Origin of the sequence: Butyricicoccus sp. AF35-5AC, from assembly GCF_003477715.1 — a bacterium.
Lineage (GTDB): Bacteria > Bacillota > Clostridia > Oscillospirales > Butyricicoccaceae > Agathobaculum > Agathobaculum butyriciproducens.
In genome coordinates, this window is the sequence record NZ_QUDX01000003.1 from 150,732 (window position 1) to 170,596 (window position 19,865).

General features: G+C 53.6%; 19 protein-coding genes and 2 pseudogenes. 20 read left to right on the forward strand and 1 reads right to left on the reverse strand.

Annotated features, from left to right (window positions below):
* The first annotated feature begins 4 nt into the window (after nt 1-4).
* From DWZ82_RS05955 to DWZ82_RS16000, 12 genes and pseudogenes are all read left to right on the forward strand, one after another.
* Complete coding sequence (locus DWZ82_RS05955; protein WP_118479507.1) at nt 5-409, forward strand: hypothetical protein; 405 nt, start codon at nt 5-7, stop codon at nt 407-409.
* A gap of 11 nt (nt 410-420) precedes the next feature.
* Nucleotides 421-1,392, forward strand: a complete 972-nt coding sequence (locus DWZ82_RS05960) for a DUF3991 and TOPRIM domain-containing protein (RefSeq protein ID WP_118479509.1) — start codon at nt 421-423, stop codon at nt 1,390-1,392.
* Between the two features lie 155 nt (nt 1,393-1,547).
* Nucleotides 1,548-1,853, forward strand: coding sequence for a plasmid mobilization protein (locus DWZ82_RS05965; protein ID WP_118479511.1), 306 nt, complete (start codon nt 1,548-1,550; stop codon nt 1,851-1,853).
* A 1-nt stretch (nt 1,854) separates the two neighbouring features.
* Complete coding sequence (locus DWZ82_RS05970; protein ID WP_118479513.1) at nt 1,855-3,324, forward strand: relaxase/mobilization nuclease domain-containing protein; 1,470 nt, start codon at nt 1,855-1,857, stop codon at nt 3,322-3,324.
* Entirely contained in the window at nt 3,281-3,715 is a 435-nt protein-coding gene (locus DWZ82_RS05975; protein WP_243022897.1) for a PcfB family protein, read from the forward strand. Before DWZ82_RS05970 ends, DWZ82_RS05975 begins: the two co-directional genes overlap by 44 nt.
* Entirely contained in the window at nt 3,712-4,677 is a 966-nt protein-coding gene (locus tag DWZ82_RS05980; protein ID WP_118479517.1) for a cell wall anchor protein, read from the forward strand. Before DWZ82_RS05975 ends, DWZ82_RS05980 begins: the two co-directional genes overlap by 4 nt.
* Complete coding sequence (locus DWZ82_RS05985) at nt 4,568-5,392, forward strand: class D sortase (protein WP_118479519.1); 825 nt, start codon at nt 4,568-4,570, stop codon at nt 5,390-5,392. The genes DWZ82_RS05980 and DWZ82_RS05985 overlap by 110 nt, the downstream gene beginning before the upstream one ends.
* Before the next feature lie 76 nt (nt 5,393-5,468).
* A complete protein-coding gene (locus DWZ82_RS05990; RefSeq protein ID WP_118479521.1) occupies nt 5,469-5,741 on the forward strand; it encodes a type II toxin-antitoxin system Phd/YefM family antitoxin in 273 nt (90 codons plus the stop codon).
* Entirely contained in the window at nt 5,722-6,036 is a 315-nt protein-coding gene (locus DWZ82_RS05995) for a type II toxin-antitoxin system RelE/ParE family toxin (protein WP_118479523.1), read from the forward strand. Before DWZ82_RS05990 ends, DWZ82_RS05995 begins: the two co-directional genes overlap by 20 nt.
* A 157-nt stretch (nt 6,037-6,193) precedes the next feature.
* Entirely contained in the window at nt 6,194-6,868 is a 675-nt protein-coding gene (locus DWZ82_RS15900; protein WP_330423318.1) for a thioester domain-containing protein, read from the forward strand.
* Between the two features lie 33 nt (nt 6,869-6,901).
* Nucleotides 6,902-11,110, forward strand: coding sequence for a SpaA isopeptide-forming pilin-related protein (locus DWZ82_RS06000; protein ID WP_330423319.1), 4,209 nt, complete (start codon nt 6,902-6,904; stop codon nt 11,108-11,110).
* 306 nt (nt 11,111-11,416) lie between these two features.
* Nucleotides 11,417-12,121 (forward strand): annotated as a pseudogene (locus DWZ82_RS16000) (type IV secretory system conjugative DNA transfer family protein); the annotation flags it as partial.
* Between the two features lie 96 nt (nt 12,122-12,217).
* On the opposite strand, the pseudogene DWZ82_RS16005 reads toward DWZ82_RS16000, so the two are convergent.
* Nucleotides 12,218-12,343 (reverse strand): annotated as a pseudogene (locus tag DWZ82_RS16005) (hypothetical protein); the annotation flags it as partial.
* A gap of 81 nt (nt 12,344-12,424) precedes the next feature.
* Here DWZ82_RS16005 and DWZ82_RS16010 point away from each other — a divergent pair.
* From DWZ82_RS16010 to DWZ82_RS06040, 8 genes are all read left to right on the forward strand, one after another.
* Entirely contained in the window at nt 12,425-12,997 is a 573-nt protein-coding gene (locus DWZ82_RS16010; protein WP_243038493.1) for a TraM recognition domain-containing protein, read from the forward strand.
* Nucleotides 12,942-13,208 (forward strand): glutamyl-tRNA amidotransferase, encoded by a 267-nt coding sequence (locus tag DWZ82_RS06010; protein ID WP_243038492.1) that lies wholly within the window; start codon nt 12,942-12,944, stop codon nt 13,206-13,208. Before DWZ82_RS16010 ends, DWZ82_RS06010 begins: the two co-directional genes overlap by 56 nt.
* Before the next feature lie 67 nt (nt 13,209-13,275).
* A complete protein-coding gene (locus DWZ82_RS06015) occupies nt 13,276-14,118 on the forward strand; it encodes a hypothetical protein (protein WP_118479527.1) in 843 nt (280 codons plus the stop codon).
* A gap of 115 nt (nt 14,119-14,233) precedes the next feature.
* The gene (locus DWZ82_RS06020; protein WP_117487783.1) at nt 14,234-14,479 is read left to right on the forward strand and encodes a hypothetical protein; all 246 of its coding nucleotides are present in this window, start codon (nt 14,234-14,236) and stop codon (nt 14,477-14,479) included.
* A gap of 47 nt (nt 14,480-14,526) precedes the next feature.
* Complete coding sequence (locus tag DWZ82_RS06025) at nt 14,527-14,877, forward strand: PrgI family protein (protein ID WP_118479529.1); 351 nt, start codon at nt 14,527-14,529, stop codon at nt 14,875-14,877.
* Nucleotides 14,874-17,204 (forward strand): VirB4-like conjugal transfer ATPase, CD1110 family, encoded by a 2,331-nt coding sequence (locus DWZ82_RS06030; RefSeq protein WP_118479531.1) that lies wholly within the window; start codon nt 14,874-14,876, stop codon nt 17,202-17,204. The genes DWZ82_RS06025 and DWZ82_RS06030 overlap by 4 nt, the downstream gene beginning before the upstream one ends.
* Nucleotides 17,201-19,075: a C40 family peptidase gene (locus DWZ82_RS15555; RefSeq protein ID WP_243022893.1), complete on the forward strand. Its 1,875-nt coding sequence runs from the start codon at nt 17,201-17,203 to the stop codon at nt 19,073-19,075. Before DWZ82_RS06030 ends, DWZ82_RS15555 begins: the two co-directional genes overlap by 4 nt.
* A 245-nt stretch (nt 19,076-19,320) precedes the next feature.
* Nucleotides 19,321-19,860, forward strand: a complete 540-nt coding sequence (locus DWZ82_RS06040; RefSeq protein ID WP_243022894.1) for a recombinase family protein — start codon at nt 19,321-19,323, stop codon at nt 19,858-19,860.
* Nucleotides 19,861-19,865 lie beyond the last annotated feature (5 nt).

Consider the following 19,865-nt stretch of genomic DNA (forward strand, 5'->3'; position numbering starts at 1 on the left):
CGAGATGGGGTATCAAGAAAGCTGGCTGTATGTACAGCCGCAGGTGTGTTTTTCTAATCTGATCCGTGCCTACGAAAAGACAGCCAGAACGGATTATTACCGCACGATGGGTGCTGAACCGATGTCCGTTGTCATCCTAAAACGCCCGTTTGGTGAAGTGCCGAAAGGTGTGAAACTTCTCTGGGAATGCGGCGACCGCTGTTTCCATACGCCAGTCGGCGTATTTAACGGCAATCTGAAATCTCCGGCAAAGCTGTGTTTTATTCCGGTGGAACAAGTTCTTGACCCGGATGACTACAGGCTAAAGGGAATCGACCTGAACAGCCGTGCGCCCAGTGAAAATGCCTATATGAAGCGATACAGCGTGAAAGACTACGCAGAGAAAATAAGAAATGACCGAGAACGATAGGAGTTGATTCCATGCCCTATGCAACCAAAGCGCAGATCGAGCGTGCCCGTCAGCCTGACCTGCTGACCTTTCTCCGGCGATACAAGCCGGATGAACTCATTCCCACCGGCCCCGGAGCGTATAAGCTCCGCAGCCACGACAGTCTGAAAATCTCCAACGGAAAATGGTGCTGGTGGTCCCACGATAAAATGGGTGGTGTCAACGCGCTGGAGTATCTGATCAAAGTCGAAAATATGAAATTTCCCGATGCCGTACAGCTTGTCAATGAGCAGTGCGGCTTTTTTGATGCCCGCAAAGTGCAGTCCGCACCTGTCCAAAAGGAAGAAAAGCCAAAGGCGGATTTTCTCCTGCCGGTACGCTTCCAAAACAACAAGCGTGTGACCGCCTATCTGCTTTCACGCGGCATCGACATAGCGATACTCGACTACTGTTTTCAGCATGGCCTACTGTACGAAGCCGCAGACTACCACAATGCCGTGTTTGTCGGCTATGACGGCAAAACACCACGGTACGCTACACTGCGCGGAACGCTCTCCGGCAGCGGCTTCAAGCGGGATGTGACCGGCAGCAGCAAGCAATTCTGCTTTTCCATCACCGGAAAAGGCAATGGAAAACTGAATGTGTTCGAGTGTGCCATTGACGCGCTCTCATATCTCACACAGGTAAAAATGCAGGGTGCGGACTGGCAGCAGGAGTCCGTTCTTTCTCTCGGCGGCGTCTACCAGTCCAGACCGAATGAAACGCCCAAGGTGCCTACTGCTCTGCAAGGTTACCTGAAGCGCCACATCGATGTGCAGGAAATCGTGCTGCGGCTGGACAACGATGCGGTAGGACGCGGCGCGGCCGGTGCTATTTCGCAGGCAATCAGCGACCTGCCCGTATCGGTGGAACTGCCCGCTGAGGGTAAGGACTACAATGAATGGCTCATGCGGCAGAAAGGCATTTCTCCTCGGCAGAGGGCGAGGAACGAGCCGGAACGGTGAGCCGCAGGCGGCTCAAAATTCGGTGTGGCTGCGGCCGCTCCGAATATTTTTGCAAGCATAGCAAAATGACAGCATTTTGCGAAAAGCGCCGTTCGTCACCGAACAGCGCCGCTTGTTAGGGAGTGCCCTAATACCCTAAATTGGAGGAATAACGAATGAAACTCAGAGAACGAAAAATCACCGTCCGTCTAACGGACGCGGAGCGCGATCACCTGTTGGCGCAGGCGGAACTGGCCGGATTGAAAATCGAGCCGTTTGTCCGCAATGTGATCCTCGGCGTGCAGATGCAGCCCCGGCCTAAAGAGGAATGGGCGGAGCTGCTGCGGCAGACCTCCGGCATTGCGAACAACATTAACCAGATCACTAAGCGTGCCAACTCCGGTGAGCCGGTAACGGAGGAAACGCTCCGGCTCATCGCAGATATGCAGGTGCAGATTTGGGACAAGCTCAAATCATTCTGATATGGCCATTACCAAAGTTTTTGCGATTCGGCTAGACTTTAAGCAAACTGTCCGATATGCCGTCAATGAGCAGAAGACCTCACTGGACGACATGATCGACTACGCTGTAAACCCAGATAAGACCGAGCAGCGATTGTTTGAAAGCTGTCTGAATTGCAGCAGCGTGGAAAACGCCAGCCGTGATATGGAGCGCACTAAACGGCGTTACAACAAGACGGGCGGCGTGCAAGGCTATCACATCATTCAGTCGTTCAAGCCGGGTGAGTTGACCCCAGAGCAGACCCATACCATCGGCGTGGAGTTTGCCAAACGGCTGTTCGGTGAGCGGTTTGAGGTGGTCATCGGCACCCATCTGGATAAACATCACTTGCATAACCACATCGCAGTCAATTCTGTGTCCTTTCTGGACGGCAAGAAGCTGCGCTGCAACATGAAAACCTACTTTCAGGAGATACAGAAAATTTCCGATGAACTGTGCCGGGCGCATGGATTATCCGTCATTGAGCCGAAAAGCAAAGGCAAAAGCCATCAGGAATGGCAGGCGGACAAGTTCAAACATCCAACCATCCGCGAGCAGATACGCCGGGACATTGACGGTATTATCGGCAAGTCCTTGAACTTCACCACTTTTCTGGACGAATTGCAAATGGCCGGGTATCAAGTCCGCAGCGGCAACCGAAAGCATACCGCCGTCAAGCCGCCCTACGGCAAGAAGTTCATCCGACTGGACAGTCTGGGCGAAAATTACACCGACAGCGCCATTGAGCAGCGGATTTTATCACAGCGTTCATGGAACCGACCCAAACAGTTACCTGTTACACGGCATTACACCTGCAAGGGCAGTTTCAAGAAGCACCCCAAGGTACATGGTTTTCGTGCGCTGTATTTTCACTATGTTTATCTGCTGCGCGGTGCAGCCAAAGGGCGCGGTTCCCAAAAGGTCAGCCGGTATCTGCTGGAGGACACGATACAATTTCAAAAATATCTGGCACAGCACAGGTTTCTGGCAGACTACCGAATCGAAACCGCCGAGGAACTGCAATCCACCAAGAATCTGCTCACCGTGCAGCTTGATACCGCTGTGCGGGAGCGAAAACCACTCTACGAAGAAAGAAGGCACGCCGATGAAGAACAGAAAGAGGTGCTGTCGCTGGAGATCAGCACGCGCACCGCCCAGATTAAACAGCTCCGTCGAGAACTGCGGCTCTGCCAGCAGATCGAAGCGGATGCGGAACGGGTGCAGACCCATGTTTACGATGTAAAAAATATCAAGAAGGAGGAGCGATACCATGAGTATCGGCAGCGAAACCGCCGAGCAAATGACGCGCGAGGCTATCCAAATCTCCGAAGCAGCGGCGAAGCTGGCCGCACTGGGAGCCAAGAACCTTGCGGCCCTGTGTCTGGCGCTGGCGAACGAGAATCAGAAGCTGCGGGGCAAGACACACATGAACGCCCTGCTTCGCAGCGGTAAGGAACTGCGGGTGTTCGACCTGAAAGAACAGGACTTAGCCGCCTTTCGACGCGAAGCGAAAAAGTACGGTATTCTGTTTAGCGTTATCAAGGACACCGCCAGTGACAGCGGTCATGTGGATATTCTGGCGAAAGCCGAGGATGTTTCCAAGCTGAACCGTGTTTTCGAGCGTCTGCATTATGCCGCGCCGGAAAAAAAGCCGACAGAGGACGAGCCGTTAAAAAAAGTCGAGTCCCGTGTTCCGCAAGAGAACAGATCCGCAGAGCGCGGGACTGGCTGGCCGCAAGAGATGATGGAGAGTGAACCAATCTCCATCATCGACCGGATACGGCAACACAAACAGCAGTCGCGGCAGACGCCGCCTCGGCCCGGAAAGGATAAAGAGAGATGAAGAAACCCATCACCATTCTGGTGGTGCTGCTGCTTCTCAGCACCACCGCATTTGCGGCGGAATATCCGTCGCAGGTCAGTTACAGTATGAACAACGGTATTTTCGAGGTGCGGAAAACCTACGAACTGCCGGTCGATCAAGAGCCGTCCATGCAGGCAAAGCAGAGCTTTGAGCAGGACGGTTATTCTTTTACGCTGACCGACCTGCTGCGGCAGGAACTGCCCGAACAGCAGGCCAAGGAATACACTGAAACCGTAACGGTCAGCAGCGAAAGCAAGGAACTGACCGCTATTCTGCCGCTTCTGGCGGATACCAAGGCAGTCACCACCGAGGACGGCTTCACCGGCACGCTGAAGCTGGATACCGGTTCCATCACCGTAGAGCCTGCCGGATACAAAAACAATTCGTGGACGGTATCCGCGACCCGCACCTATCCCAATCTCAGCAGCATGGATTTGGAGTACATCCCCAAGACCACGACCGAGAACGGGCGGACGCTGAATTTCTCCACGGTGGACTGGCAGACCGACAACACAGAAAATGTGGACGATGATGCCATCGGAGATCGTTTCTCCGCTATCGTAACCTACACGGGAACCGCGTCCAGTCGCAATGTGACTGGGTATACCGTCACCGCACAATACAGCGGCGAGGTGGAAAAGGTATCGCTGGATAAGGTGCAGTATGTGGCGGTGTTCCACGGCACACCGCTTGTCGTGCCGGAAGTGGAAGTCGAAGAAGCCCCGAAGATAGACTGGCGCTATCTTGCCATTCCGGGCGGACTGATTTTGCTCTGCCTTGCCGGTTTTACTGCAGCAAAAATCAAGAACAGGAAGAAAGGAAAGCACGATGATGAAACAATTCTGGACGCAGATTACACCTCTGCCGAGAACGGCAAAACTGCTGGGACTGACGCTTCTGACAGCGACCGTTCTGACCACTACCCCGGCGTTGGCTCTTGAGTACACCGAGGCGGACGCAGCCGCAGGCAGCTTCGGCAAGCCGACCAGCGTGAAGCCGGTGACGGTAGTCGGCGGCTCGAACATCTACGAAACCGATGTGAGCAAGAACGCCGCCTATATTCCGCCTGCATTTGGCAGTCCGATGGCAGATATGCCCGGTTCTGGTGAGCGGCTGACACCCAATCTGCTGACCGGTGGGTATCTGGAAAGCGGCACGGCAAGTAGCGGCACTACTGGCACTGCTACGGTCATGCCGCCTGCCGCAGAAACGCCCTCGAACAGCGGCACTACTTGGAGCAGCGGCTATACCGCTGTGACCAACAGCCTGTATTACAAGGATGGTTCCCTCGGCACGCTCTCCGCGCCTGCCATTGGGCTGAGTGCGAAAATCTATCAGGGCACGGACAATGCCGCCATGCGGAAAGGTGCCGGACACTTTACTGAAACCTCTATCTGGGACGGCAATGTAGCGTTTGCCGGACACAATCGCGGCTCCAGCAACTACTTCGGAAAGATCCACACCTTGAAAAACGGCAATACCATCAAACTGACGACCCGACTCGGCGCAAGAACCTATTCGGTGTACTCGGTGCGAAAGGTATTCGTGAACGATGTGAGCGTGCTGAACCCAACCACGGATAATGTGGTAACGCTGGTGACCTGTGTGATGAACCAGCCGCAGTACCGCTGGTGTGTGCAGGCGCGGCAGAAATAACAGTTGATTTCATGATAAAATACTGATAATATAATGATAGGAGTGATATAATAATTTCATGCGAGGAGGTAGTGTTATGATCAACATCAGACCAGTTTCCGATCTGAGAAACAAATTTCCCGAAATCGAAAAAATCGTCATGGAAACCGGTGAACCTGTTTATCTGACCAAAAACGGTTATGGTTCGATGGTCGTTATGAGCATTGAGCGGTATTCTGCACTCACGGATGAAGTAGAACTGAAATTGGATGAAGCAGATCGTATGGCAGATTCCACCGATGTTCGCTACTCCGGCGATGAAGTGTTCAAACGAGTAAGAGGTCGTATTCATGGCAGAAAAGTATTATAAACTGCGTATCCTGCCACTTTTTGAAGATGACCTGAATGAAATTGTTGATTATATCAGCATTCATCTTCAAAACCCAATCGCCGCAGAAAATTTCGTTGATGCGGTTGAAACGGCGATTTACGAGCGGCTTTCCTGTGCAGAAGCATTTGAACCTTATTCATCTGCTAAAGAGCGCAGGTACCCATACTATCGTATTTCTGTGAAAAACTACACTATTTTCTATGTAGTGATTGGTGATACAATGGAAATTCGCCGTATCATTTACAGCCGCAGAGATTTAGACAAACAGATATAGTCTACCGATCCGTCCTGAACTTTCAGGGCGGATTTTTTGCGATTAGGGAAGGGGAGAGGCACCGAAATCTAATTGATATGTAATAATCTAATAACCACTTCACAGCAGCGCAAGCCTGAATACGGTTTGCGCTGCTGCTGTTTTTCAGGAGGTTTTTATGCGAAAAAGACTGATAGCGATACTTTTGTGTGTCTCCACTATGCTGAGCCTTTGCACAGGCTTTGCTTCTGCCGCCAGCAACACCATCGGCGGTGCGCTGGGTGAGGTAAATATCACCAACGGCGGCTATAAAATGTCCTACCTCAGCATGAACGGCGTTGTCCGTTCCCAGTCCTACACTTACTTCAACTTTAAGTCGGCTAGCGGCGCGATCAAGGAAATCCCGGCCTACTGCATCAATCCTACGACAAAGGGCGTACCGCAATCGGTAAATCCCGGCGAGAGTATCAAGTACATCGCCAACGAAGCCAGCAGCGATCCGAAAATCATGGGTATCATTGCTAACGGCTATCCGCACAAAGGTTTATCTGAACTCAAGCTGGATAATAAGCAGCAAGCCTATTACGCTACAAAAATGGCGCTTTGGTGCTACCTGATAGACGATTGGAGTATTGACCGGCTAACACTTAATCCTTCACTGTCCGGTGCAGAAAAGGAGCGCGGTGAGAAAATCCTCGCGGCTGCAAAGAACATCTATAAAAACGGTATCTGGTGGAACCGTGTGCCGCAGCCTACCATCACGGTGACAGCCGATAAAGATTCGGCCTATCCCGTCACTGTGGACGGCAAGGAATACTTGCAGCAGGTATTTACGGCGGATTCAGAAACATGAGTTTGCGACTATGACATCGACATCGGTTTCACTATGCCTGATGAAGTGCCGGAGGGCACCCGCATCGTAGACATGAACAACAACGACATCACCAAGATCAGGACCTCGTCCAACGTGGCCAGCTATGCAGGTCAGTTCAAGGTGCTGTACCCCAAGGACAGCGTAAGCGACCAGACCGGCTCTGTGCAGATGTCGCTCCACGCCAATGTCTATAAGTACGCCATCTACTATGCCCTGTGTGCGGAAACCAGCAAGTATGGCACCCTCCAGCGCTATATGTGCGACACCGATCCTACGACGGAAATTCGCCAGTCTACCTTCAGCCGTTATTCTTCCACGCCGTCTGATACCCCGGACGAACCGGAAACACCCACAGAAACGACCCTTATCATCCAAAAGGTAGAAACCGGAACGAATACGCCCCTTTCCGGCGCAACTTTCGAGGTAAAGGCACCGGATGGGACTGTCCTCGGCAGTTTTGTTACGGATACCAGCGGCAAGATCATTATTCCGCTGACCCTCTCCGGCCAGTATGTCATTACAGAGAAAGCAGCGCCCAAGTGGCACCTGCTGGGCATGGAAACCACCAAGACCGTTTCCGTGGACTACGGCAACACCGCGACTGTCACCTTTGAAAATGCACCCTACGGCAATCTGCGCGTGGACAAGATCGACGCGGACAGCGGCGCTTCTCTCGCCGGTGCGACTGTGGAAATCAAGCACATCGAAAGCGGCGTCACCCAGACCGGCACCACCGACCTCGACGGCAGCGTGTACTTCGACAAGCTGAAGCCCGGTGCATATCAGGTGCGCGAGGTGTCTGCCCCCGGCGGCTATGTCAAGGACGACCAGACCTACACTGTCAATGTGACTTCCGGCACGGAAACCAGCTTTGTGCTGAAAAATCAGGCAAAGCCGGGTCTTACCATCACCAAGTACGATGAGCAGACCCATGAAGTTCTGCCCGATGTGACCTTTGAAGTTTACCGTGATACTGTCCTCATCGGCTCGTTCTCCACGGATGAGATGGGCCAGATCCGCCTGACCGACCTCCAGCCGGGAACCTATCTGGTGAAAGAGGTTTCCACCAGCGCAGGCTATGTGCTGGACAGCTCACCGCAGCAGATCGAACTGACCGCAGGCGGCGGTATAAAAACGCTGACTTTCTTCAACACTGTCAAGCCCGGTATCCACATCATCAAGGTGGACAGCCGCACGATGGAGCCGCTGGCCAATGTCAAGTTCCGCATTTCTCTGGTAGGCGGCACTTTCTCCAAGGAATATGTGACCGACAAGAACGGCGAGATCGACCTGACCACGCTGGAGCCGGGCGCGTACACCGTGGAGGAGATCACCGCGCCGAATGGTTATCTGATGGATGATGACAAGCGCGTTATCCGGATCAATGCCGGAGAAAACGCCCGTTTCGTGTTCACCAACACGGAAAAGCCGGTCCTGTCCGTGGTGAAATACGACGCGGAGAACGACACCTATCTTGCCGGTGCAACTTTCCGTATCGCAAAGATCGAGGACGGCAGCCACTACCTCGACCGCGTGACCGACACCAACGGGCGCATCTCCATCTCTGATTTGGAACCCGGCGTGTATTCAGTCAAGGAGATCGCAGCGCCCAGCGGCTATGTGCTGAACGATACGGAATACCATGTGGAACTGTTCCCCGGCAAGGACAGCACGCTGGTGGTGAACAACGAGAAGAAGCCCAACCTCAAAATTGTAAAAACCGATGCTGTGACCGGCGCACCGCTCTCTGGTGTAACTTTTACCGTCAACAAGGCGGACAGCAGCACGCTCACCACTGTCAAGACCGACGCCAACGGCGAGGCTCTGCTCACAGCCCTTGACCCCGGTGTGTATGTGGTGCGTGAAACCAGTGTGCCGGATGGTTATCTGCTGGACAGCGAACCCCAGACCATCACCCTCGTTCCCAACAAAACCGGCACGGTGCGTTTCCGCAATTATCCCAAGCCTACGCTGACCATCAACAAGGTGGACAGCATCACGAAAGACCCTATCAAGAGCGCAAAGTTCCACATCACCTATGCCAGCAACAACAGTTTCACCGGCGAGTTGAACGACCTCGGCACTTATTTCACCGATGAAAAAGGTCAGATCAAACTCACCAAGCTACGCGACGGCTGGTATCGTGTGACCGAAGTGGAACCGGCAGCTGGCTACGCCATCAAAGACCCGGCCACGCAGGACTGTTTCATTCAGGCAGGCACCGGTAAGACGCTGACCTTTGAGAACACGCCGCTTTCGGCGCTCATCATCAAAAAGGTGGACGCGGACAGCGGAGCCATGCTGCAAGGCGCGAAGTTCCGTGTGCGTTATCTGGGCGGAACCTCCGGCACCGGCGGCACGGTCATCGGAGAATACACTACCTCGGCCAACGGCACTATCGTGATCACTGGGCTGAAAGCCGGGACCTACATCGTAGAGGAAACCAAAGCTCCCGCAGGCTATGAGATCGACGACACGCCGCAGACCGTCTATCTCTCCGGTAAGGAGCAGGATGTGGTGACGGTGGAGTTTTCCAACGGCAAACACGGCGATCTTATCATCGACAAGATCGACAGCGTGACCAAGCAGCCGCTTCCCGGCGCGCAGTTCAAGATCACGACCTCAGATGGTTCGTTTGTCGGAAACTACGGCGGCACGGTCACTTCCAACGGCATTTACACCACGGACAGCAACGGCCAGATCAAGTTGGTCAACCTCAAACCAGATACCTATGTGGTAACGGAGATCAAGGCTCCGGACGGTTATGTACTGGACAGCACCTCGCAGACCGTCAAGGTTGACCGAAACGACACGCAGACACTGACCTTTACCAACACGCCTATCGGCGGCGGCCAGATCATCAAGGTGGACGCGGACAGCGGCAAGCGCATCAAGGGTGTGCAGTTTGAGATCGCCAAGATGAACGGCGAGCGCATCGGCACTTATACCACGGACAGTAACGGCGTTATCACGCTTCCGCAGCTTGCGGACGGCTGGTACACCGCCACCGAGATCAAAGCTGCAAAGGGCTATCTGCTGGATACGACACCCCACAATTTTGAGGTGAAAGCCGGAAAGACGACCTCGCTGACCGTAGAGAACACGCAGGCCAGCTCCATGCTCATCCACAAGATCGACAGTGTGACCGGCAAGGGCATTTACGGCGTGACCTTCCTCGTTTCGGACAGCAAGGGCAACCCCATCGGCCAGTGCACCTCCGACCAGAACGGCTATGTCTATATCGACAAGACGCTGACGGACGGAAAGTACCTGGTGCGGGAAATCCAGGCGGCGGACGGTTATGTGCTGGATACCACAGTTCGCACCTTTTATGTGGAATATGGCGCGACTTCTACGATTACATGGAAGAACACGCCCACGATGGGACAAATCCAAATCACCAAGAAATCCGCAGACGATAACCCATTCAATGCGCTTGCGGCCGGAACTTTTTTGCCCGGTGCAACCTTTGAAATTTATAATCGTGCTGGTGATTTGGTAAATACCGTTGTTACTGATAAGAATGGTGTTGCGAAATCAGATACCCTGCCTTTGGGACGCTATACCATCCGCGAAACCAAAGCACCGGTATTTTACAGCGCCACCACACAGCCCATCGAGGTGGAGATTGAATTCTCCGGCCAGATCGTGCGCGTGGAGGTACTGAACCAGAGCGTGTACACTAATGTTTCCGTGACCAAGCGCGGCTACAAGCAGGTCACGCCGTCCCAGACCATCCGCTACGACTTCAAGAACATCGCCAACAACTCCACCGTACCGCTGAACAGCTTCTACTGGCGCGACACACTGCCGACTTCGGCGGTGCGTCTGACCAAGATCATTACCGGCACATGGAACCAGAAACTCAGTTATAAGGTGGTCTACAAGACCAATCTGCATGACTACCGCACGCTGGCGGACAACCTATCCACTATGAAGAACTATTCGCTGGACGCTTCGCCTGCGGCACTGGGACTGGCCTCCAACGAGTATGTGACCGACTTCATGTTTGTTTTCGGCACGGTCAAGGCTGGCTTTGCACAGGTGGATGCACCCTATATTCTCTGCTGGACAAATAGCTGGCTGAACAACGGTTACCAGTTTGCAAATCGCACCGATGTAGGCGGCCTGCACGGCGGACAGTGGATCATGGCGACAGACCGCTGGGTAACAACGGTCTACAAACCGGGTGTTACTACTCTGCCTAAGACCGGCTACTAAGCCGTGAAGCGCGATTCCAACGGAAGCGCCGTCCTGCTTTGGGCGGCGCTTGCCGTTTTCGTGGTCTGGCTGGCACTGCTGGGCGGTGGGTGCTGTGGTGAAGGTCTTAGGCTGTTTGAATGGCTGAACGCCTTTTCCGCTGCATTGGAAGCCCCGTTTTCCATCCACATTACGCCATACACAAAGAAATTTGTGCTGATTGCGCTGGCGTTCTATGGCTTTGCCGTGGCGTGGTACTACTCCGAAAAAGGCAACCGCCGACCGGGTGAGGAACACGGCTCTGCCTACTGGGGGCGTCCGAAAGAGGTGTGCGCCCACTTCCGAACCAAGAAGAACGACCGCTATCTGCTCATTTCCAAGCATATCCGTATCAGCATGAATGTCCGGGCACTGCCGCCACAGCATCAAGTGAACGCAAACATTCTGGTGATTGGCGGCTCCGGCGCAGGCAAGACACGCTTTTTCATCAAGCCTAATCTCATGCAGGCGGAATGTTCCTACATCGTATGTGACCCAAAGGGCGAAACCTACCGCGCTGTGGGCGGTCTGCTGGAGAAGATGGGCTACGAGGTGACGATTTTCAACCTCATCGACATGAAGCAGTCCGACTGCTACAACCCGTTTGCCTACCTGCACACGGATATTGACGCCTTTCGGCTTATCAACACACTGATCCAGAACACCACACCGCAGAAGTCGCAAACCTCTGACCCGTTCTGGGACAAGGCGGAAACAGCGTTCCTTTCGGCGCTGATTTTGTACCTGTTCCACGAAGCACCGGAAAGCGAGCGCAACTTCGGCACGCTGATGTACATGGTCATCAACGCCGAGGCTCGTGAGGAGGACGAAAGCTACCGCAGTCCGGTGGATCTGCTGTTCGACGATTTAGAGCGTGTGGACGAGGATCACATCGCAGTGAAGAACTGGAAGGTGTTCAAGCAGGCCGGACCGAAAACCGCAAAATCCATTCTGGTATCTGCATCCACTCGACTGGCGGCGTTCAACACGGAAGAAATGGCGCACCTGACCAGCCGCGATGACCTGTCGCTCGGCACACTGGGCGACCGCAAGCGAGATTTCACGGCTGCGGCAGGTTGCCAGCACGCGCTCAAAGTCCTCCGGCAGTGCGACATTGGCGAACTCGTCCATCAGCACGCGCACCGGAACCGGCAGTCTGCCGCCGTATTTATTGTCTGCGGCATGGTACAGTTCGCGGAACGCCTGCGAGTACATCAGACCCACAAGATAGTTGAAAGTGGTATCCTCATCGGGAATAACGGCGAAAATGTCTCCATCAATATCGTCATTCAGAACATGGCGCAGCTCAAGAAGCTGTTCAAGGACAGCTGGGAGAATGTGACCGGCAACTGCGACACACTGCTCTATCTGGGCGGCAACGAGGCCAGCACCCACGAATACATTTCTAAGCTGCTGGGCAAGGCCACCATCGACACCCGAACGCGCGGCGTGACGAAGGGACGCAGCGGCTCCAGCAGCACCAATTATCAGAACGCAGGTCGCGAACTGCTCATGCCGGACGAGGTGCGGATGTTGGATAACCGCAAGGCGCTTATCTTTATTCGCGGTGAACGCCCGGTGATGGACGACAAATATCCTATTCAGAAGCATCCGAACTACCGTTTGACCGCTGACGGCGGCAAGCCGCCCTATCAAAAGAAGTTTGACATTCCCAGCTATGAGCAGAATGACCTGCCGCATGAGATCAACATCGAAAATCTTGAAATCTTGGAGGAAACTGAACATGAAGAAGAAATCCACTCTGAACCCCATCGACCGGACGCGCAAGGCAAAACGGCGTTACTTCGCCGCTGTGCTGACTTGCGTGCTGGCCTACGCCGTCTGTACGCCCGCTTTCGCCGCAGGTGAAGATCCGCTGACCGCCATCAACAACCTGTCCACCTTTGTCTTTTCCGCAATCAAAGCCATCGGCGTGATCCTGCTGGGCTGGGGTGTGGTGCAGATCGGTCTGAGCTTGCAGTCCCATGACCCCTCTCAGCGCAGCACCGGCTTTCTGACTTTCTTCGGCGGTCTGGTGATTGCATTTGCGAAAGAAATTCTGGATCTGATCTTGAAGTAAACGATATAAATAGTGACAGCCGCCTGTTTTTTCATGGAACAGGCGGCTGTTTTCTGGAGGTGATAACTTGGACGACAACTGGATCGTAGAAAATCTGGAGGGCGCATTTGCCACATGGAACTCCAAGCTGACCGAGATATGGTCGCTGGTGAGCGAAACGCCGCAGCACTTCAAGAACGGTGCAATTTGGGCGATATGCCAGAACATCAACACCGCATTACAGGCTATCGGCTACGGGCTGCTCATTCTGTTTTTCGCCGTCAGTATTTTCCGCAGCACGGCAAATTTTCAGGACTTCTGTAGACCCGAACAGGCGCTACGATACTTTATACGCTTTGTCGCAGCAAAAACCGCCGTGACCTATGGCATGGACATCATGACCACGCTGTTTACCATCTGCGGCGGTATCGTCAGTGCGGTAGCGGGCAATCTCGGCAATCTCACAGGCGCGTCTGTGACGCTCCCAGAGGAAATCAAGACTGCCATTGACGAGGTAGGCTTTCTGGCGAGTATCCCGCTGTGGCTGGTGACGATTTTAGGCAGCGTGTTCATCACGGCACTGTCTTTCGTGATGATAATGACCGTGTACAGCCGTTTCTTTCGGCTCTATATGTACACGGCGCTTGCGCCTATCCCACTGTCCACCTTTGCAGGCGATGTGACCTCGAATACCGGACGCACCTTTATCAAAAGTTACCTCGGCGTGTGCATGGAGGGCGCAGTCATTGTACTGGCCTGCATGATATTTGCCGCCTTTACCGGCGGCGGCGCACCGGGTATCGCAGACCCGGACGCTTCGGCGGTGACGATGGTGTGGAGCTATCTGGCGGAAACCATCTTCAATATGCTGGTGCTCGTAGGGCTGGTAAAGGGCGCAGACCGCATTGTGAAAGAGATGATGGCACTGTAAATTGTCCGTTTTTTCGGACAGAAGTTTTACTATGATTTTATCAGAACAGCAAAGCTGATTTTTTGCACAAAACCCCAGACTGCGTTACACTGGTACCATCAAGGAGGTGCTGACCATGTTCAGACAAATTATTTTCCCCATCTTATTTTTTCTGCTGCTCCCGTTGTGGTTCAAGCTGCTCATCAAGCTGAGGCTGGGGCCTGCGCTGGTTTATGTGATCCTCGGCAACACCGTCTGGCTGGACTGGGCGGCACACCACACGTCGCTGGCGGATGGTATCCTGTTCGCCATTCTCGGTGTAACGGCACTAAGCTGGCTCGTGACCTTTTACCGCAAAATCCGTGACCATCAAATCGAATAAACCCTGTGAGGAGTGCAAACGCACTCCTCTTTTTCTTGGAGGTGACTATGGAAATCCGTATCAATCGTGAAGTGCGAAATTATCACGAATCCATCTTTTTCGGACTGTCTGCACGGCAGTTCGGCTGCTCCCTCGGCGCTGTTGCAGTTGCCGTGGGAGCTTATTTTTTGCTCAAAGACCCCATCGGAAAGGAAAACGCAAGCTGGCTGTGTATGCTCTGTGCCGCGCCGCTGGCGGTCGCTGGATTTTTCAAATACAACGGTCTTTCCTTTGAGCGGCTGCTTTGGGCGATGTTCAAGACCCACATCCTGTGTGCCGGACGGCGGCTGTATAAGAGCGAAAACCTGTATGACCAACTTCTGCACATTCCAGAAAAGAAAGCGAGGAAACGCAAGTGAAGAAATTCGGACGAAAGAAAGAGCGTGCTTCTGTACGTCTGCCGAAAACGGCCCAGCAGTCCATTCCCATTCGCCGCATCCACCGGGATGGTATCTGGGAGGTGGACGGCAAATTCAGCCGTTGCTGGCGCTTCACCGACATCAACTATGCTGTGGCGGACGAGGAAGATAAAAAGGAAATGCTCATCCAGTATTGTGCGCTGGAAAAGGCGTTGCCGACGGACGCGATCACGAAAATCTCTATCATCAACAAGCGGCTGAATCCGCTGGAATTTCAGAAAGAAATGCTCATGCCGTCCAAGCAGGACGGGCGCGACGATTACCGCAAGGAATACAATCGTATGCTGCTCGACAAAGCCGCAGAGGGCAACGGCATTGTGCAGGAGCGGTACATCACGGTTTCCGTGGAGCGCCGCAGCATTGAGGAGGCGCGCAGCTTCTTTGCCCGTGTGGGCAGCGACCTGTCCGCCAACATGAAAAAGCTGAACTCCAAGCTGTACGAACTGGACAACAAGGAACGGCTGGGTATCCTGCATGACTTTTTCCGTATTGGTGAGGAGGATTCGTTCCGCTTTGATTTCGATACTGTGGCCAAGCGCGGACACTCGTTCAAGGACTCCATCTGTCCGGACAGTATCCAGTTTCACTCTAACTATTTTGAACTTTCGGACAGCAAAGTGGGCCGCGTACTGTTCCTCAAGGATTATCCGGCCTATTTGGAGGACAGCTTTGTAAAAGAACTGACCGAACTCAACCGCAATCTGATTTGGTCCATCGACATCCAGCCTATTCCCACGGATAAGGCGCTGAAAGAGATACAGAACCAGTCCCTTGCGGTGGAAACGGATATTACCCGTTGGCAGAACAAGCAGAATCAGAACAACAATTTCTCCGCCATTCCGCCCATGCAGCTTACCGATGCACGGGACACGATGCGTTCCATGCTGGACGATCTGACCATGCGCGACCAGCGCATGACTCTGTGCGTGATGACCCTCGTTCATGTGGCGGACAGCAAAGCACAGCTTGACGCTGACACCGACACCATCCGCAGCATTGCAGGCGGCAAGAACTGTGAAATGAGCGTGCTGACCTACCAGCAGGAGGATGCGCTGAACACCGTTTTGCCTTACGGTCTGCGGCGAATTGACACCTTGCGGACACTGACCACCGAGAGCGCCGCCGGTCTGGTGCCGTTTTCCTCGCAGGAGATTCGACACCGCGGTGGCGTGTACTACGGTGTGAACGCCACCAGCCGCAATCTGATCGTCTGCGACCGCCGACAGCTTTTGAACAGCAACGGCTTCATTCTGGGCGTGTCCGGTTCGGGCAAGTCCTTTGCGGCCAAGGAGGAGATCACCTCTATCGCGCTTTCTACCGACGATGATATTATCATCGTTGACCCGGAACGCGAGTATGCGCCGCTGGTGCGGGCATTGGGCGGCGAAATCGTGCAGATTTCAGCAGGCAGTCCCAACCACATCAACGCGATGGATATGACCAGCGGTTACGGCGAGGAAGAAGGCAAAGCGGACGATCCCCTGATTTTGAAAAGCCAGTTTGTCATGTCCCTGTGCGAGCAGTTGATGAAGCCGGAGCCGGTGGGCGCGAAAGAGCGTTCTATCATCGGGCGGTGCGTAGGCAATGTGTACCGTGAGTATATCAAAGATTACCGCAATCCGCCTACACTGAAAGACTTCCGTGAGGAACTGCTGCGCCAGCCGGAGCCGCAGGCCCAGTCCATCGCGCTGGCACTGGAATTGTTCGTAGATGGCACACTGGATGTATTCGCCTATCAGACCAATGTGGATATGAGCAACCGCATTATGCTGTTCGATATTTTTGACCTCGGCAGTCAGCTAAAAACCGTGGGTATGCTGGTCATGCTGGACGCGATTCTGAACCGTGTCATTGAAAACCACAAGCGCGGACGGCGCACATGGATCTACATTGATGAGATTTATCTGTTCTTCGCCAATGAGTACAGCAGCAACTTCCTCGAAGAAAGCTGGAAGCGTTTCCGCAAGAAAAACGCCGCCGCGACCGGCATTACACAGAATGTTACCGACTGTCTGCGTTCTCCCACAGCAAAGAATATGCTGGCAAACTCCGAGTTCCTGCTCATGCTGTCGCAGGCTCCCACCGATCAGCAGGAGCTTGTAAAAATGCTCCGCATTTCGGAAGAACAGCTTTCCTATATCAGTAATGCGGAGTCGGGACATGGCCTTATCAAAGTCGGCGGCGCAAAAGTGCCGTTCATCAACCAGTTCCCACGCAACACGGCGCTGTACCGCCTTATGACGACAAAGCCGGGTGACTTGTTGTGAAAGAGATACGAACACGCCCGAAAAACCGGGATATTCAGACCCGGCAGACCACCGCCTTTCTGCCAAAACAGGCTGTTCGGCGGCAGTTCAAGAACAAGAATGATACGCCGGAGGAAGAACAGACTTCACCTTATCAAGAGCCGGTGGAACGGTTTCAGACCAAGGAACAGCGTGCGGCGGAGATCAGCAGCCGCACGGCGTTCCGCTCCGGCAAGGCGCTGGCGCAAAAGCAATTCGACCGCAAGTTCAGCGCCGCCGAGCCGAAAGACAACAGCGCTTCACCCTCTGCAACGGTACAAACCGAACCGCCGCAAGTCACCCATGCTAAGCAGAGATTCCGGCAGGCACAGGCCAAGAAGCAGACCGAACGCTGTCGAGAAACTGCGGATATCATGGAAAAGCATGAAGCCGCACAGGTGCAGACGGATATTGCAACGCTGGAGCAGCAGGTAGAATTACCATCCCTCAATGGCGATACACCAAAGTATACCGGACAGCATCGTACTCCAAAACAACGAAAATCATCCGCCACAGCGCCGAAAGAGAAAAAGCCGCTCCGTGAACCGATGTTCACAGGGCGGCAAGCGCAGTCCATGCGTCAGCAGGCGGCGGCGAAAGCGCAGGCACAGGTCGCAACGAAAACAAAAGAGAAAATGCAGCAGCAGTTCGTGCAGGAAACCGCACAAAAGACCGCACAGACGGCAAAACGCGCCGCAAAAGGCTTTGTATGGCTTAAAAATGCAGTCATTCGCGTCGGACAAGCTGTGGCGCGGGCGGCGGTGGGACTTCTGGGCGGTGCCGGGGCGCTTATCGCTCTGATTCTGCTCATCGGCGGTGCGGCGGCGGTCATCGGGACACCCTTCGGTGTATTCTGGTCGGGCAACGACAGCGACGCACAGTCTGTTCCGCAGGCGGTAGCGCGCATCAACAGCGAGTTCGCCGCCGAAATCAGCCGGATACAGGTTGAGAACCCGACCGATAGCGTGGTGATCCACCGGGAGCCGGACGGCGGCAGTGACCTGACCATCCGCAACTGGACGGATGTCATTGCTGTGTTTGCGGTCAAAACCGCCGGTGCGGACGCCGATGCCACCGATGTCGTGACGATAGACGAGGAGCGTATCGACCTTATCCGCACGGTGTTCTGGGATATGAATACCATCAGCTACTATGTGCAGACCATTGAGCATAAAGATAGCACAGAAAACATCCTGCATATCACCATCACCAGTAAAAAAGCAACCGATATGCCGGATTTTTATAACTTCACTAAGAGCCAGCGTGAAGCCTTGGAGGAAGTGCTAAAACCGGAGTACGCGCAAATGCTGGCAGAATTAGTGGGCACCTACGGCGGCGAGGTCACGCTGGATGAAGCGCAGATCCGCGCCATGCTTGCCGCCATGCCCAAGGACATTTCCGAGCGACGGCGTGCTGTGGTAGAAAAAGCATATTCACTTCTCGGCAAAGTGAATTACTTTTGGGGCGGCAAAAGCAGCACAATCGGCTGGGATGCCCGTTGGGGAACGCCAACTCGTGTCACTGCCGCCGGAAGCAGAACGACCGGAACCGTTCGCCCGTATGGACTGGACTGTTCCGGTTTTGTCGATTGGGTATTCAACAATTCGCTGAGCTATGTGATTGGGCACGGCGGCGGCGCAGCCAGCCAGCATGACCACTGCAAACCCATCTCATGGAGCGAAGCACAGCCGGGTGATCTGGTGTTTTACCCCGGCGATACTCATGTAGGCGTGTTCGTCGGCAAGAACAGCAACGGCGATCCGCTTATCATCCACTGCGCCAGCTCGCAGAATAATGTGGTGCTGACAGGCTTGCAGGGATTTGTGAGCATTGGCAGGCCGGATTGTTTTTAATCAAAAAGTACAAAGATCCCGGTACGGTGCAACTACCGTACCGGGATTTACTCATTTAAGAGGTTTACTACTCTGATTCGTCAACAATTTGTGACGCAGAAACATCTGTTATACTAAAGTTGCCAGGATTCTCTGATTTTCAAGTGTGACATCAACTGTTAAAAGGAGTGTTAATCATCGCAGAAATCTACGCATATGTCCGTGTTTCCACGCGGGAACAAAATGAGGATAGGCAACTTATCGCAATGAACGAATTACAAGTGCCGAGAAAGAATATTTTTATTGATAAACAATCCGGCAAGGATTTTGAACGACCGCGCTACAAAAAACTGATAAAGCGACTGAAAAAAGACGATTTGCTTTACATCAAGAGCATTGACCGACTTGGACGCAATTATAACGAAATTCAGGAGCAATGGCGTATTCTGACGAAAGAGAAAGCCGTTGATATTGTCGTGCTGGATATGCCACTGCTAGACACCCGGCGAGGAAAGGATCTGATGGGAACCTTCCTCAGCGATATCGTATTACAAGTGTTGTCCTTTGTTGCGGAAAACGAACGTATTAATATCCGCCAGCGGCAAGCGGAAGGTATCGCGGCTGCAAAAGCGAGAGGTGTACGGTTTGGAAGAGTGCCAAAACCATTGCCACCTAATTTCCGCACCGTCTATCAACGCTGGAAACACGGTGAAATTACCGGGACCGCAGCAGCTAAAGAATGTGGGATGCCGATCTCTACATTTCGTTATCGAGCAAAAATCTATCAAAACGCCAAGTTATCGTAAGAAAT

Excerpts from the sequence above, each read along its gene's own strand:
- DWZ82_RS15900 (WP_330423318.1), top strand. The coding sequence starts at position 6,194 with ATGCGAAAAAGACTGATAGCGATACTTTTGTGTGTCTCCACTATGCTG.
- DWZ82_RS05965 (WP_118479511.1), top strand. The coding sequence starts at position 1,548 with ATGAAACTCAGAGAACGAAAAATCACCGTCCGTCTAACGGACGCGGAG.
- DWZ82_RS16010 (WP_243038493.1), top strand. The coding sequence starts at position 12,425 with ATGGCGCAGCTCAAGAAGCTGTTCAAGGACAGCTGGGAGAATGTGACC.
- DWZ82_RS05990 (WP_118479521.1), top strand. The coding sequence starts at position 5,469 with ATGATCAACATCAGACCAGTTTCCGATCTGAGAAACAAATTTCCCGAA.
- DWZ82_RS06025 (WP_118479529.1), top strand. The coding sequence starts at position 14,527 with ATGGAAATCCGTATCAATCGTGAAGTGCGAAATTATCACGAATCCATC.
- DWZ82_RS05995 (WP_118479523.1), top strand. The coding sequence starts at position 5,722 with ATGGCAGAAAAGTATTATAAACTGCGTATCCTGCCACTTTTTGAAGAT.
- DWZ82_RS05960 (WP_118479509.1), top strand. The coding sequence starts at position 421 with ATGCCCTATGCAACCAAAGCGCAGATCGAGCGTGCCCGTCAGCCTGAC.
- DWZ82_RS06020 (WP_117487783.1), top strand. The coding sequence starts at position 14,234 with ATGTTCAGACAAATTATTTTCCCCATCTTATTTTTTCTGCTGCTCCCG.
- DWZ82_RS06000 (WP_330423319.1), top strand. The coding sequence starts at position 6,902 with ATGCCTGATGAAGTGCCGGAGGGCACCCGCATCGTAGACATGAACAAC.
- DWZ82_RS06040 (WP_243022894.1), top strand. The coding sequence starts at position 19,321 with ATGAACGAATTACAAGTGCCGAGAAAGAATATTTTTATTGATAAACAA.
- DWZ82_RS05970 (WP_118479513.1), top strand. The coding sequence starts at position 1,855 with ATGGCCATTACCAAAGTTTTTGCGATTCGGCTAGACTTTAAGCAAACT.
- DWZ82_RS05985 (WP_118479519.1), top strand. The coding sequence starts at position 4,568 with ATGAAACAATTCTGGACGCAGATTACACCTCTGCCGAGAACGGCAAAA.
- DWZ82_RS05955 (WP_118479507.1), top strand. The coding sequence starts at position 5 with ATGGGGTATCAAGAAAGCTGGCTGTATGTACAGCCGCAGGTGTGTTTT.
- DWZ82_RS05980 (WP_118479517.1), top strand. The coding sequence starts at position 3,712 with ATGAAGAAACCCATCACCATTCTGGTGGTGCTGCTGCTTCTCAGCACC.